At 68.6% G+C, this 14,067-nt stretch carries 14 protein-coding genes and 1 riboswitch; of the genes, 5 read left to right on the forward strand and 9 right to left on the reverse strand.

The annotated features are described in order from the left end of the window. Positions 1-103: 103 nt before the first annotated feature. The 3 genes from ACWPKK_RS14935 to ACWPKK_RS14945 all read right to left on the reverse strand — a co-directional run bounded on the left by ACWPKK_RS14935 (position 104) and on the right by ACWPKK_RS14945 (position 2,743). Entirely contained in the window at positions 104-586 is a 483-nt protein-coding gene (locus ACWPKK_RS14935; RefSeq protein ID WP_452005441.1) for a hypothetical protein, read from the reverse strand. Between the two features lie 177 nt (positions 587-763). Further along, positions 764-2,131, reverse strand: a complete 1,368-nt coding sequence (gene gor / locus ACWPKK_RS14940; protein ID WP_452005444.1) for a glutathione-disulfide reductase — start codon at positions 2,129-2,131, stop codon at positions 764-766. Between the two features lie 120 nt (positions 2,132-2,251). Continuing rightward, positions 2,252-2,743, reverse strand: coding sequence for a flagellar basal body-associated FliL family protein (locus ACWPKK_RS14945; RefSeq protein ID WP_452005446.1), 492 nt, complete (start codon positions 2,741-2,743; stop codon positions 2,252-2,254). 457 nt (positions 2,744-3,200) lie between these two features. On the opposite strand from ACWPKK_RS14945, the gene ACWPKK_RS14950 reads away from it, so the two are divergent. Further along, positions 3,201-4,343 (forward strand): nicotinate phosphoribosyltransferase, encoded by a 1,143-nt coding sequence (locus ACWPKK_RS14950; RefSeq protein ID WP_452005449.1) that lies wholly within the window; start codon positions 3,201-3,203, stop codon positions 4,341-4,343. Positions 4,344-4,545: 202 nt separating this feature from the next. Here ACWPKK_RS14950 and deoA read toward each other — a convergent pair whose 3' ends face one another. The 6 genes from deoA to ACWPKK_RS14980 all read right to left on the reverse strand — a co-directional run bounded on the left by deoA (position 4,546) and on the right by ACWPKK_RS14980 (position 10,092). After that, entirely contained in the window at positions 4,546-5,865 is a 1,320-nt protein-coding gene (gene deoA / locus ACWPKK_RS14955; protein ID WP_452005452.1) for a thymidine phosphorylase, read from the reverse strand. Between the two features lie 3 nt (positions 5,866-5,868). Next, complete coding sequence (deoC, locus tag ACWPKK_RS14960) at positions 5,869-6,609, reverse strand: deoxyribose-phosphate aldolase (protein ID WP_452006650.1); 741 nt, start codon at positions 6,607-6,609, stop codon at positions 5,869-5,871. A gap of 83 nt (positions 6,610-6,692) precedes the next feature. Beyond that, positions 6,693-7,526 carry a purine-nucleoside phosphorylase gene (locus ACWPKK_RS14965; RefSeq protein WP_452005455.1) on the reverse strand — a complete coding sequence of 278 codons (834 nt, stop codon included), beginning with the start codon at positions 7,524-7,526 and terminating at the stop codon, positions 6,693-6,695. Between the two features lie 15 nt (positions 7,527-7,541). Next, the gene (cdd, locus tag ACWPKK_RS14970; protein ID WP_452005457.1) at positions 7,542-7,961 is read right to left on the reverse strand and encodes a cytidine deaminase; all 420 of its coding nucleotides are present in this window, start codon (positions 7,959-7,961) and stop codon (positions 7,542-7,544) included. A 4-nt stretch (positions 7,962-7,965) separates the two neighbouring features. Next, positions 7,966-8,940, reverse strand: coding sequence for an ABC transporter permease (locus ACWPKK_RS14975; RefSeq protein ID WP_452005460.1), 975 nt, complete (start codon positions 8,938-8,940; stop codon positions 7,966-7,968). A 3-nt stretch (positions 8,941-8,943) separates the two neighbouring features. After that, on the reverse strand, positions 8,944-10,092 hold the full coding sequence (locus tag ACWPKK_RS14980; protein ID WP_452005464.1) for an ABC transporter permease: 1,149 nt from the start codon (positions 10,090-10,092) through the stop codon (positions 8,944-8,946). A gap of 185 nt (positions 10,093-10,277) precedes the next feature. Here ACWPKK_RS14980 and ACWPKK_RS14985 point away from each other — a divergent pair, with 185 nt between their 5' ends. The 4 genes from ACWPKK_RS14985 to ACWPKK_RS15000 all read left to right on the forward strand — a co-directional run bounded on the left by ACWPKK_RS14985 (position 10,278) and on the right by ACWPKK_RS15000 (position 14,011). Next, positions 10,278-10,610, forward strand: coding sequence for a (2Fe-2S) ferredoxin domain-containing protein (locus ACWPKK_RS14985; RefSeq protein WP_452005467.1), 333 nt, complete (start codon positions 10,278-10,280; stop codon positions 10,608-10,610). 253 nt (positions 10,611-10,863) lie between these two features. Next, on the forward strand, positions 10,864-11,778 hold the full coding sequence (locus ACWPKK_RS14990) for a DMT family transporter (RefSeq protein WP_452005470.1): 915 nt from the start codon (positions 10,864-10,866) through the stop codon (positions 11,776-11,778). 33 nt (positions 11,779-11,811) lie between these two features. After that, positions 11,812-11,926, forward strand: a riboswitch (TPP riboswitch). A 71-nt stretch (positions 11,927-11,997) separates the two neighbouring features. Further along, positions 11,998-13,134, forward strand: a complete 1,137-nt coding sequence (locus ACWPKK_RS14995) for an ABC transporter substrate-binding protein (protein WP_452005473.1) — start codon at positions 11,998-12,000, stop codon at positions 13,132-13,134. 4 nt (positions 13,135-13,138) lie between these two features. Continuing rightward, on the forward strand, positions 13,139-14,011 hold the full coding sequence (locus ACWPKK_RS15000) for a branched-chain amino acid ABC transporter permease (RefSeq protein ID WP_452005476.1): 873 nt from the start codon (positions 13,139-13,141) through the stop codon (positions 14,009-14,011). Positions 14,012-14,067 lie beyond the last annotated feature (56 nt).

Genomic DNA, 14,067 nt, shown 5'->3' on the forward strand with positions numbered 1-14,067 from the left:
AGGCTGTAATGACTGCCTTCCGTTCAGATTGCCCCGTCGGTGCGCGAGGCGTCCACGCCGGCGCGCTGCCGGGTGGACGCCGTCGGCCATCATCGCCGCGGACTTACTGTGCCTGGGCCCGGCAGGCTTCCAGCGCGGAAATCGCCTTGCGGGTGTCGTCGAGGTAATAGGTATAGGCGTAATCATCGCTCTTGCCGTCGATCTCCATGTAGAGTTCGCGGCCGTTCATCAGGGCGTCGATCGCCTTGGAGGTGGCCGGGATGCCGACAACGGCCATCGTCTTGTCGATGGCGGCGCCCGGAACCTTGTCGCTCCACTTCTTATCGACCGAGAGCGAGATGGTGAGGTCTTCCTTCTCCTTCAGCTTCCAGGCGGAATCGCTGAAGATCAGCACCATGGCCTGGCCTTTGTTCGTATAAGCCAGGGCGATGGCGGCGGTGTCCTTGGAATCGGTCTTCCATTCCTGGCTGATGGCGCAGTCCTTGTCGATCTTGACGTCCCACACGCCGATCTTGGTTTGGGCATGGGCCGTGCCGACCGAGGCGAGTGCCGCAACGCAAGCAGCCGCTGCAAAAATTCCGCGCATGTTTGGAGCCGTTCCCTGGGAAAATTGTTCGTACCACCATGGTAGGTACTACAATCGGGGGAGGTCCAGGACTTTCGGGGTCTTGCGCTGTGGAAACGAACAGGGCCACGGGCGGAAGAGTCCGGCCATGGCCCTGCTGCAGATTTCAGGCTGCAAGTGCGCGATGCGGCCGGCCGTTCAGATCTTCTTTTCCGGCTCCGCCTTCTCGCGCATCAGCACGAATTCCTCCGAGGTGGAGGGGTGAAGCGCGATGGTGCGGTCGAAGTCGCGCTTGGTGGCGCCGCAGTTCAGCGCAATGGCCAGCGGCTGCATCATCTCCGGCGCATCCATGCCCATCATGTGGCAGCCGAGCACGCGCTGGCTCTCGCCGTCGACCACCAGCTTCATCAGCACCCGTTCGTCCCGGCCGGACAGGGTGTGCTTCATCGGGCGGAAGCCGGCCTTGTAGATGTCGACCTGCGCGTATTTGGCGCGGGCCTGCATCTCCGTCAGGCCGACGGTGCCCAGCGGCGGCAGCGAGAACACCGCGGTCGGCACGTTGTCGTAGCCGATGTGCATGGGGTTGTCGTTGAACAGCGTCTCGGCCAGGGCCCGGCCTTCGGCGATGGCGATGGGGGTCAGCGCCATGCGGTCTGTGACGTCGCCGATGGCGTAGATATTGTCCACACCGGTGCGCGACCATTCGTCGACCGGGATCGCGCCGGCCTCGTTCAGGGTGATGCCGACCTCTTCCAGGCCGAGATTCTTCGTGTTCGGGCGCCGGCCGGTGGCGGCCATCACCAAGCCTGCCGAATGCTCGCGGCCCATATGGTCGGTCAGGGTATAGCCGCCCGCGCCCTTTTCCAGCTTCACCGGCTTGCATCGCGAGACGATGTTGATGCCGCGCTTGCGCATCTCCTGCGCCAGGGCGACGCGGATGTCGTCGTCGAATCCGTTCAGCAAATCGTCGCCGCGGATCATCAGCGTCACTTCGGAGCCCAGGCCGCGGAAGATGCTGGCGAATTCCACGGCGATGTAGCCGCCGCCGATGATCAGCACGGAATGGGGGAGCTTTTCGAGGTGAAGCGCCTCGTTGGAGGTCGCGGCATGCTCGATCCCCTCGATCGGCGGCAGCGACGGCCAGCCGCCCGTGGCGATCAGGATGTTGCGGGCGGTGTAGCGCTTGCCGTCGACCTCCACCGTATGGCGGTCGACGATCCGGCCGAACCCTTCATACAGGGTCACGCCGGAATTCTTCAGCATGGTGATGTAGATGCCGTTCAGCCGGTCGATCTCGCGATCCTTGCGCGAGATCAGCGTTTCCCAGTCGAAGGCCGGCGTGTGGGAGCTCCAGCCATAGCCGCAGGAATCCTCGAAGCCGTCGCGGAACTGGGCGGCGTAGACCAGCAGCTTCTTCGGGACGCAGCCGCGGATCACGCAGGTGCCGCCGACGCGGCTGCCTTCGCAGATCGCGACCTTCGCGCCGTAGGACGCGGCGCGCCGGCTTGCGGCGACGCCCCCGGACCCCGCCCCGATGGTGAAGAGGTCGAAATCGAACTCGGCCACGGCCGTCTCCTTCCGCAACTTGACCCTTGAACCCCACGAACGAGTCCCGTGAACGGTCGCGGGCCTGCTGATGTGGTCGGGCAGGATATGGGGAGGCAAGGGGCGTTGGGAAGCGCGCCGTCAGCGCAGCAGCATATCCTGGATCAGCACTTGTCGAAGCTTCAGCGGCCGCATGGTCTTGTTGGCGACGTGGCGCAGCGCGTCCTTGACATAGACCGGCCCGTCGGCGCCCCGCAGTTCGGCCGGATCGACCTCCAGCAGGCGCCGGCTGATGGCGTCGGCGATGCGCGGCAGGTGGGGGGTGACCGTTTCCAGCGGCGTCGCCGGATCGAATTCCAGCACCGCGCGCAGCCGCAATTCCTGCAGGCGGCGGCCATCGTTCAGGGTGAGGGTCAGGGTGGGCAAGGCGGCATAGACCGCAGGGGCGGGTGCCGCGTCGAACCGGGGAGCGGCGAAGGCGCCCTGGGCGGGGACCGGGCGGAGCAGCAGGGCACCGCCGACCCCGGCGCCGGCGAAGGCGAGCATCAGCCCGATCAGTGCCAGAACGATCCGGTTCCCTGTGCCTTCGAAGGAGGGCAGGGCGGCCGGAGCCGATTCGGCGGTCGCGGTCATCTTCGCCATTCCGTTCAGCCGCCCTGTTGCGATCGAAGCCTGTACGACGACTTTAAAAGCGCGGAAGTGGTAGGTCAAATAACGGTATTTGATCTGGTTTTTCTCTGAATGCGACAGGTGAAGCAAGGCAACGACTGCAGCCTCTGCACGGTGATTTTACGAGCATTCGATCTGTTTGCCGGAGATGTCGGCACCGGAAATCTCACCGGAAAATGCAATGCTGCCATCCGTTCCGGGTTGGCAGGATCGGAAGCCTCTTCCCCCGCCTGCCCGGGGCGTATAATGCTGGGATTGCAACACAACCGGCCGGCTGCCCTGTCCGGCGGCCGGGCCATCCAGAACGAAGCATCGCAAAGCCATGCGCGGACACAGGCGCGGACAGGGGCGGAAGGCGAGGGTTACCGGTATGAGCAGCACCGACAACCGATCAGTTGGCGGCCGGGCAGCGGGAAGCGGGATGGCCGGCAAAGGGCCGACCGCCCTCAACCCGTCCTCCGCCCAGGTTCCCGACTGGACGGACACCTATTTCCGCCGCACCAAGGAAGCGGTGGGCAAGTTCGGCGACAAGACCGTCACCTACGCCATCTTCATGCGGCGCCCGGTGGTCTGCGCCCCGCGTCTGGCGGTGGAATGGCTGGAGGCGGTGGCGCGCGAGCGCAACACGACGTTCCAGATCGAACTGAACTACCCCGAGGGCAAATGGGTCGGCGCCGGCGAGCCGATCATGTACGTCACCGGCTCCTTCTACCATCTGGTCGATTGCGAGACGATCATCCTGCAGAAGCTGGGTCCCGCCAGCGTCGCGGCCTACAACGCCTTCACCATGTGCGCCGACCTGCCGAAGGTCGCCTTCCTCGCCATGGACGCCCGCCATTGCGCCGGAACGGAGATGGCGGAGATGATGGCCTATGCCGCCTCCGTCGGGTCGGACCGGGCCAAGCGCAAGGTCGGCGCCAAGGGCTTCATCGGCAACGCCACCGACGCCACCGCTCCCTATTTCGGGCAGGAGAAGGGCATGGGCACCATGCCGCACGCCCTGATCGGCTATGCCGGTTCGACCGTGCGCGCGGCGGAGATGTTCCACGAGACCTTCCCCGATCTGTCGTTGACCGTGCTGGTCGATTATTTCGGCCGCGAGATCACCGACGGGCTTGAGGTCTGCCGCCGCTTTCCACAGCTGGCCGCCCAGGGCAAGCTGGCGCTGCGGCTCGACACCTCCGGCGGGCGTTTCGTCGAGGGGCTCGATCCGCCCGGCTCCTATGCCGTGCTGGAGCGTCATGCGCCGCACGCCATCCGCGGCTATCGCGACGAGACCCAGCTGCGCTACCTGATCGGCACCGGCGTGTCGGCCGCGGCGATCCATTACGTGCGCGAACGGCTGGACGAGGCCGGCTTCCCGGCGGTGAAGATCGTCGCCAGCAGCGGCTTCGGCCCGGCGAAGTGCCGCCTGATGGCGGAGGCCAACGCGCCGGTGGACGTGATCGGCACCGGCAGCTACCTGCCCGAACGCTGGACCGAGACCTACGCGACCGCCGACATCATCGAGTATGACGGCGAACGCCGCGTGAAGGTCGGCCGCGAGTTCCTGTTCCGGCGGTAACGTTCTGCCTCACGCCCTGGATCCCCTCTCCCCCCGGGGAGAGGGTCAGGGTGAGGGGGATCCGCTTCGTGGCTATCTTCGGCTCCGCCGAACCCCCTCATCCCGACCTTCTCCCCGCTTTCGGCGGACCACAGGTCCGCCTGTCGCGTCAGCGCAAACGAAGTTTGCGCGTGAGCAGGGGGGAGAAGGAGTAAGGCGCACTTCACCCCAAACGCTTTGCGATCAGCGGCCCGCGGACCGGCGCCGTGTCGGCCACCGTGACCGACGCGCGCAGGCGGCGTTCGGCTTCGTCGGCCTGCACCTCCGTGCGGGCGTGCAGGATAGCCAGCGGCCGCTCACCCGGACCCACCGCGTCACCCGGCCCGGCCACCTCGTCGAAGCCGACGGCGAAGTCGATGGCGTCGGTGGTCTTGGTCCGGCCGCCGCCCAGCGCCACCACCGCCATGCCGACCCCGCGGGTGTCGATCGCGCCGACGAAGCCATTGCGCTCGGCGAAGACCGGGCGGACGATGGGCGCGCTTTCCAGATGCCGGTCCGGCTGCTCCAGCAGGTCGGCCGGTCCGCCGAGCGCCTTTACCATGCGGGCGAACCGTTCCGCCGCCTCGCCGCCGGCGATGGCGCGGTCGGCCATTGCGCGTCCGGCCGCAGCGTCCGGCGCCAGCCCGGCGAGCGCCAGCAATTCCGCCGCCAGCGCCGCCGTCACCTCGTAGAGCCGCGGTTCGGCTGGCTCGCCGCGCAGGATGGCGAGGCATTCGCGCATCTCCAGCGCATTGCCGGCGCTGCGGCCCAGCACCTCGTTCATGTCGGTCAGCAGGGCGACCGCCGGCAGGCCGGCGCCCTTCGATACGGTGACGATGCTGTCCGCCAGCGCCTCGGCATCTTCGAACCGCTGCATGAAGGCGCCGGTGCCGAACTTCACGTCCATCACCAGCGCGTCGAGCCCGGCGGCGAGCTTCTTCGACAGGATCGACGCGGTGATGAGGTCGAGCGATTCGACCGTCGCCGTCACGTCGCGGATGGCGTAGAGCCGCTTGTCGGCCGGGGCGATGTCGTCGGTGGCGCCGATCACCGCACAGCCGACCTCCTTCACCACCCGGCGCAGCAACGCGTTGTCGGGCTTGGCGCGATAGCCGGGGATGCTCTCGAACTTGTCGAGCGTGCCGCCGGTGTGGCCCAGCCCGCGCCCCGACACCATCGGCACGAAGCCGCCGCAGGCGGCCAGCATCGGCGCCAGGATCAGGCTGACCTTGTCCCCGACGCCGCCGGTGGAATGCTTGTCGATCACCGGGCCGGGCAGGTTCAGCGACCGCCATTCCATCACCGTGCCCGAATCGCGCATGGCGCGGGTCAGCGCCACCCGCTCGTCCAGGCTCATGCCGCGGAAGAAGACGGCCATGGCGAAGGCCGCGGCCTGGGATTCCGACACGCGGCCGTCGGTGATGCCGCGGACGAAGTCCTGGATGGTGGCGGCGTCCAACGGCTGGCCGTCGCGCTTGGCGCGGACGATCTCCTGCGGAAGCATGCCTCAGTACCCTCCCGCCGGGGCCGCTTCGCGCTCGCCCTCGCGTTGCCCATGCCCGGCAGCCTCCAGCAGCGCGTCGAGCAGGCTGGAGGCGCCGAACCGGAAGGTCTGCGGCGTGGCCCAGCCATCTCCCAGGATGTGGTCGGCCAGCGCGAGATAGCGCGCCGCCTCCGCCGCGTCGCGGATGCCGCCGGACGCCTTGAAGCCGACGGTCTTGCCGGATTCATAGATGCTGTCGAGCATCACCGCCGCCGCCGGCAGGGTGGCGGCCGGTTGCGTCTTGCCGGTGGAGGTCTTGAGGAAATCGGCGCCGGCGGCGATGGCGTCGCGCGCTGCCCAGGCCAGCAGGTCGGCGTCGGGGAAGGCGCCCGATTCCAGGATGACCTTCATCAGGGCCTTGTCGGCGCAGGCCTCGCGGCAGGCTTTCACGACGTTCATCGGCTGGGTGCGGGCGCCGTCGATGAAGGCCTTGTAGGGCAGCACCACGTCGATCTCGTCCGCCCCGTCGGCGATGGCGCGCCGGGTTTCCGCCGCCACCGACGATGCGTCGGCCTCGCCGGTGGGGAAATTCACCACGGTGGCGACCTTCACCGGCGTGCCGTCCAGCGCCTTGCGGGCGGTGGGCACGAAGCGCGCCCAGACGCAGACCGCGGCCACCGGCCCAGCGGGCGTGACGGCGCGTGCGCAGAGAGCCTCCACCACGCGGTCGGTGTCGTCGCCGTTCAGGCTGGTGAGGTCGAGCATGCCCACGGCCCGGCGCGCCAGATCGGCGTCGGACGGGGCGTTGGCGCTGGCGTCGAGCGCGCTTTGCAGGTCGGCAGACAGTTTCATGACCGGGACCCGTCCTTTTCGTGCAGGCGTTCGAGGAAACCGACCAGCAGGCGTTCCAGGTCGGCAGCTGCCGCCGATGCGGCGGTCAGGGTCTGGTGATGGTCGACCGGCCCGTCGCCGAGCCCGACGCCCAGATTGGTTACGACGGCGCAGCCGACGACCCGCAGGCCGCAATGGCGCGCGATGATGCATTCCGGGACGGTGGACATGCCGACCGCGTCGGCGCCCAGCAGCTTCATCATCCGCACCTCGGCCGGCGTCTCGAAGGACGGGCCGGGATAGGCGGCATAGACGCCTTCCGCCAGATCGATGGCGAGGCCGACGGCGACATCCTTCAGCAGGCTGCGAAGCTCCGGGTTCCAGGCGTCGGTCATGCTGGGAAAACGATCGCCGAAGGCCTCGTCGTTCGGACCGGTCAGCGGGTTGGCGCCCAGCAGGTTCAGGTGGTCGCTGATCGCCATCAGCCGGCCCGGCCCGACCTCCAGCCGCAGGGAGCCGACGGCGGCGGTCAGAACCAGCGTGTCGCAGCCGGCCAGCTTCAGCGCCCGCACCGCGGTCTTCAGCGCGTCGAAGCCGTTGCCTTCATAGGCGTGGACACGGCCCTGCATGCAGGCGACCTCGACCCCGCCGAGTTGCCCCACCACCAGCCGCCCGGCATGGCCGGACACGCTGGGAATGGGGAAACCGGCGATGTCGGTATAGGGGATGGCGACCCCATCGGCGATTCGGTCGGCGATCCCGCCAAGGCCGGAGCCCAGCACGATGCCGACCCGCGGCCGATGGCCGGAGGCACGGTGAAGGATGTCCGCGGCGGCGCGGGCTGCGGTCATGTCGGGAAACTCCGCTCAGAAGGCTAAATTGGTTGGGCCGAAGGATTCCGGCAACAGGCTCTCCAGTGGAAAGCTCCGCCGCAAGCCGGCCGGGTCGCAGATGTGGATCGGCGTTTCCGGCGTCGCGAATTCGCGGATGCGCTGGCGGCAGCCGCCGCAGGGGGTGCAGATATCCTCCGCCCCAGCCTCGCCGCCCATCACGACGATGGCGCGGATGCGGCGGTCGCCCGCCGTGACCATGGCGCCGATGGCGCTCGTCTCCGCGCATTGGCCCTGCGGATAGGCCGCGTTTTCCACATTGCAGCCGGCGAAGATGCGCCCCGATTCGCCGAGGATCGCCGCACCCACCTTGAACTTGGAGTAGGGGGCGTGGGCGTTCTCGCGCGCGGCGCGGGCCGCTTCGATCAGGCGTGCCAGCTCGGGCGTGTCGGTCATGGCCTCAGCGCTCCTTGACATAGGGGATGCCGCTCGCCTTCGGGGCGATGGCCTTGCCGACGAAGCCGGCCAGCAGCAGCACGGTCAGCACATAGGGCAGCATCTGGATGAACTGCACCGGAATGACGCCGATCACCGGCAGGACGACGCCTTGCAGGCGCACCTGGACCGCGTCGGTGAAGGCGAACAGCAGGCAGGCGAACAGCGTCGGCCCCGGCCGCCATTTGCCGAAGATCAGCGCCGCCAGCGCCAGATAGCCCTTGCCGGCGGTCATGTCGCGGACGAATCCGGCACCATGGCCGGTGGACAGGTAGGAGCCCGCCATCCCCGTCAGCACGCCGGTGACGATCAGCGCCTGATAGCGCAGCTTCGCCACCGACAGGCCGGCGGTGTCGACCGCCGCCGGATTCTCGCCCACCGCCCGCAGCCGCAGCCCGAAGCGGGAGCGGTAGAGCACCCAGTGTGTGGCGATCACCAGCACCAGCGTCACCCAGATCAGTATGTTGTTCCCGTTGAACAGTTCGCGGTAGATCGGCCCCAGAACGGGCACGCCTGCCACCGCGTCGGCCCCCGGCAGCTCCACCGCGGGAATGCGCGCCTGGTTGGGCAGCAGCGGGGTTTGGCCGCCCTGCTGGAACCAGGCATAGGCCAGCGTCGGCGCCAGCCCGGCGACCAGGATGTTGATCGCCATGCCCGACACCACCTGATTGCCGTTGTGGGTGATGCAAGCGAAGCCATGGACCATCGCCAGCGCCACACCCGCGGCGATGCCCGCCAGCAGCCCGAGCCAGGGGTTGAGGGTGGCCGCGGCGACCGCGGCGGAGAAGAAGGCGCCGGCTAGCATCTTGCCTTCCAGCCCGATGTCGACCACGCCGGCCCGCTCGCAATACATGCCGGCGAAGGCGGCCAGCACCAGCGGCGTCGCCACCCGGATGGTGGCGCCCAGCAGCTGCAGCGCCAGAAGAAGCGCGTCCTCCATCGCTCAGCCCCTTCCCCCAGTGGCGATATCTGCGGCGACCGCACCGCGGCGGCGGAACAGCGCCTCCACCTGCGGCTTGAACAGGTTTTCCATCGCGCCGGCGAACAGGATGACCAGACCCTGGATGACCATCACCAGCTCGCGGTTGATCGTGGGGTATTCGAAGGACAGCTGGCCGCCGCCCTGCGCCAGAACCCCGAACAGCAAGGCCGCCAGAATGATCCCGACCGGGTGGTTGCGCCCCATCAGCGCCACGGCGATGCCGACGAAGCCGACGCCGCCGGTGAAGTTCAGGATCACCCGGTGCTGCACGCCCAGGATCTCGTTCACGCCGACGAAGCCGGCCAGCGCGCCGGAGATCAGCATGGCGATGATGATGTTGCGGGCCGGAGAGATGCCGGCATAGACCGCGGCCCGCTCATTGCGGCCGACGGTGCGCAGCTCGTAGCCCCAGCGGGTGCGGCGCAGGAACAGGTGGAACAGAGCGCAGCAGGCCAGCGCCCACAGGAAGGACAGGTTCAGCGGCGAGGCCGGGATGGCGATGCCGAGCCAGCCCAGCGCCCGGTCCATCGACGGCAGCCAGACCCCGGGATCGAATTCACGCGTTTCCGGCGACTGGCTGCCGGGGCGGATCAGCACGTCGACCAGCAGCCAGGTCATGATCGAGGCGGCGATGAAGTTGAACATGATCGTCGTGATGACGATGTGGCTGCCGCGCTTGGCCTGTAGCCAGGCCGGGATGAAGGCCCATGCGGCGCCGAACAGGGCCGACGCCAGGATCGCCAGCACCGCCACCACCGGCCAGGGCCAGCCGGTCAGCGCCAGCGCCACCAGCCCGGCGCCGAGCCCGCCGAGATAGGCCTGCCCCTCGCCGCCGATGTTGAACAGTCCGCAATGGAAGGCAATCGCAACGGCCAGCCCGGTGAAGATGTAGCTGGTGGTGTAATAGAGGGTGTAGCCGATGGCTTCCGGATACCCCAGAGCCTCCGTCACCAGCAGCGACAGCACGTCCACCGGGTTCTCGCCGATCACCAGGATCACCAGCCCCGACAGCACGAAGGCCGCGACGAGGTTGAGAACCGGCAGCAGCGCATACCCGACCCAGCCCGGCACGGCGCCCGGCTGACCCTTCCCCGACCCGCTCAGCAGCACCGGCGTCTCCTGGATTGCCCCTGCCGGGGATTCTTAACCGGCAACCCCGCCGCTGACCAAGCATTTCGTCACGCGGAAAAGCCAAGGGGTGCGAGGACTTGGAAGCGTCACAAAAGTCTTGCCGCAGCGCAGCATTCTGGCATGCTTCTTATCCATATGAAAATTATGGTTATGGAGCATGCCCGATGCCGCTCGACCTGCCGCAGACCTTCCGCCACCACGTCTTCTGCTGCGCCCAGCAGCGTCCGCCCGGCCATCCGCGCGGCAGTTGCGCCGCCAAGGGCGCCCATCCGCTGTGGCAGCGGCTGGACCAGAAAATCCAGGGCAAGGGCCTGACGGATGTGGGCATGGCGCTGACGGGCTGCCTCGGCTTCTGCTCCGCCGGGCCGCTGATGGTGGTGTATCCGGAAGGCATCTGGTACCGGCCGGAGACGCCGGAGGACGTCGACGAGATCGTCGAGTCGCATCTGGTTGGGGATACGCCGGTGGAGCGGCTGGTGATGGTTTTGACGCGGTGAGGGGATGGGGAGTGCTGGCTTCGATTACCCCCACCTAACCTCCCCCGCTGGGCGGGGGAGGGACTGCTGCTGCCTTCCCGAACAAGCGCTTGTCCCCTCCCCCGCCCAGCGGGGGAGGGTTAGGGTGGGGGCACCGTCAGCCGACGCTTAACAAAACCCCACGCCTACCAGACCTGCGGTTGCGGCATTGGGACGCAGAGGCGTTTGCCCATAATGTGGGCAGTCCCAGCCATTGCCGTTCCGAACCGATCCCATGACCGACGCCGAGACCGCCGACCTGCTGCCAGCCGAGGCCGATTCGGTCCCCTATGCCGTCGGCTGCTTCCTGGGTGCGATCCTGCTGTTCGCGGCGATGGACACGCTGATCAAGTTCCTGACCGCCGACTACCCGGTGCCGCAGCTGATGTTCGTGCGCTCGCTGGTCGCTTTCCTTCTTGTGGGCGGCTACACGCTGTGGCGGGGCGGCGGGATCGCGGCGATGCGGACCCGGCGGCCCTGGGGCCATGTCTGGCGGGCCTTCGCCGGGCTGATCTCCATGGGATGCTTCTTCTATGCGTTCCGCGAGCTGCCGCTGGCCGACGTCTATGTGCTGAGCTTCGCCGGGCCACTGTTCATCACCGCGCTGTCCGCCCCGCTTCTGGGGGAGCCGGTGGGCTGGCGCCGCTGGGTCGCGGTGGTGGTCGGATTCGGCGGCGTGGTGGTGATGGCGCAGCCATCGGCGGGGGCGCCGCTGGTGCCGGTTCTGGTCGGGCTGTGCGCCGCCTTGTTCTATGCGCTGGCGGCGCTCGCCGTGCGCGGCCTGTCGCGGACGGAGACCAGCGCGTCGATCGTGCTCTATCTGCTGCTGACGACGACGGTGGTCAGCGGCGCGCTGACGGTTCCCGTCTGGACGGCGCCGACCGCCTACGCGCTCGGTCTGATGGCGCTGGTCGGCGCGATCGGCGCCGGGGCGCAGGTGCTGCTGACCCAGGCCTTCCGCCGTGCGCCGCCGGCCGTGGTGGCGCCGTTCGAATATACCGGCATGGTCTGGGCCAGCCTGTTCGGCTGGATGGTGTTCGGCGACCTGCCGACCGCGCCGGTGCTGCTTGGCGCCATGGTCATCATCGGCAGCGGGCTCTATATCCTGCATCGTGAAACCGTGGTGGCGCGCCGCCGGCTGGGTTCTTGACAGGACAGGCCCGGCGGCGACACTCTCGCCGCCTGTTCACGGCTGGGGTGCCCCTGCCTTCGCCAGATCGGCGGATGCGGGGGCTGAGACAACACCCATCGAACCTGATCCGGGTCATGCCGGCGAAGGGAGCCGACCGGAATCCGACGGAACTGCTGCAAATGCCCCGTCCCCTCCGCGTCGCTTCGCTCGCCGGCGCGTGTTGAGGAGTTTTCGGTCATGCGGCGCGCGCTTCCCCTTCTGATCGGCCTGCTGGCCGCATCCTCCTGCCTGTCGTCCGCCGCGCGGGCCGACGACACGCTGTCCTTTCCGGTGCTGGTGCCGCTGACCGGCTTCCTATCGCTGGAGGGAACCAGCCAGCGCAACGGCGCGGTCCTGGCGCTGAAGCAGACCCCGGCCGGCGTCGCCATCGCATCGGAGGTCGTCGACACCGGCACCTCGCCCGAGGCGGCGGTGACGGCGCTGGAGCGGGCGGCCGGCAGCGGCACGGTCGGGGCGGTCGCCGCCAGCATGCTTGGCACCCAGATGCTGGCGATGCTGCCGCTGGCGCAGGAGTTGAAGCTGCCGCTGGTCACCGTGTCGGGCACCGCCTCGATCACCGAGCAAGGCAACCCTTGGGTCTTTCGCTTTTTCCCCGGCGATGCCGTGACCAAGGCCGCCCACGCCCGCTATGTGGTGGAGGAGTTGGGCAAGCGGCAGCCGGCCGTCATCTATCAGACCACCGCCTACGGGCAGAGCGGCAAGGCCCATCTCGACGCCGCCTTCAAGGCGCTGGGTGTGACCCCGGTGTTCGAGGAGGGGGTGGACCCGGCAGCCAAGGACCTTCTGCCGGTGCTGACCAAGGCGCTGGCCGCGAAGCCCGACGTGCTGGTCCTGCACCTGCATTCCGGCCCGACCGCGCTGCTGCTGCGGCAGGCGGCGTCCAGCGGGGTGGCCGTGCCCATCGTCGCCGGCTCCGCCATGCATCAGCCGAGCACGGCGGCCCTGCTGGAGCCGGCGGAGTTGAAGCGCGTTTGTGCCGAGACCGCGGCCTCGCCCATCTCCGGCGACACGCCGGAGGTCAAGGCCTTCACCGAGGCCTATCGCGCCGCCTTCGGCAAGGAGCCGGACGCCTTCGCGCTCGGCCAGTATGACGGCATGACGATGGTGCTGGAGGCGGTGAAGGCCGGCGCCCGCAGCCCCGACGCCATCCGCAAAGCTCTGTCGTCGGAGAGCTTAAAGGGCCTCGCCATGACCTACAAGTCCGACGGCAAGGGCAACATGGCCCATTCCGCCGTCATCGTCTGCTATGACGGGGCCAGCCGCGTGCCGGTGCTGGTGAAGCGGTACGACAACCCCGCGCTTGCGGCGAAGTGAGCGGATGGCGGCGCTTCAACTGCTGGTCAACGGCGTGGCGCTGGGGGCGGCCTATGCGCTGGTGGCGCTGGGCTTCGTGCTGGTGCTGAACGCCACCTCGGCGGTGAATTTCGCCCAAGGCGATCTTGTCATGGCCGGCGGGCTGCTGGCGGTGGCGCTGGCGCCGCTGATCCCGCTGCCGGGCATCGCCCTGCTGCCGGTGGTGCTGGCGCTGATGGCGGCGCTGGGGCTGCTGCTGGCGCTGGCGGCCTATCTGCCGCTGCGCCGCCGGCCGCCAGTGTCGGTCTTCATCAGCACCATCGCCATCGGCATCATCCTGCAGAACGGCGCCGCCATCCTGTTCGGGCCGGAGCCGCGCGCCGCGCCGCCGCTGTTCGGCGACGACACGCTTTACATCGGCGGGCTGGCGGTTCCCGAGCAGTCGCTCGCCATCGTCGCGGTGGCGGCGCTGCTGATCGGCGCGCAGCAATGGGTGTTCGCCCGCACGCAGCTGGGCCGCCGTCTGCGCGCCACGGCGCAGGACCCGGAGATGGCGCGTGCTTGCGGCGTGCCGGTCACCGCGATGATCCTGGTGACCTTCGCCATCGGGGCCGCCTGCGCCGGGGCGGCCGGGCTGCTGCTGGCCAACCGCTATTTCGTCACGCCGACCGCGGGCGGGGACCTGATTTTGAAGGCCTACATCGCCGTGACCATCGGCGGCTGGGGCTCCGTGCCGGGGGCCGTGGTGGGGGCGCTGCTGATCGCGCTGTTCGAGGTGGGGGTGTCGTCGGTGCTCTCGTACCCGGCGGCGCTGGGGGCGCTGTATCTGACGCTGCTGGCGATCCTGGTGCTGCGGCCGCAAGGCCTGTTCGGCGAAGCGGTGCGGCGCCGTGGCTGATCCGCTCTCCCCGGCAAATATCCCCTCTCCCCCCCGGGGAGAGGGTCAGGGTGAGG

It is taken from the genome of Azospirillum largimobile, from assembly GCF_977007025.2.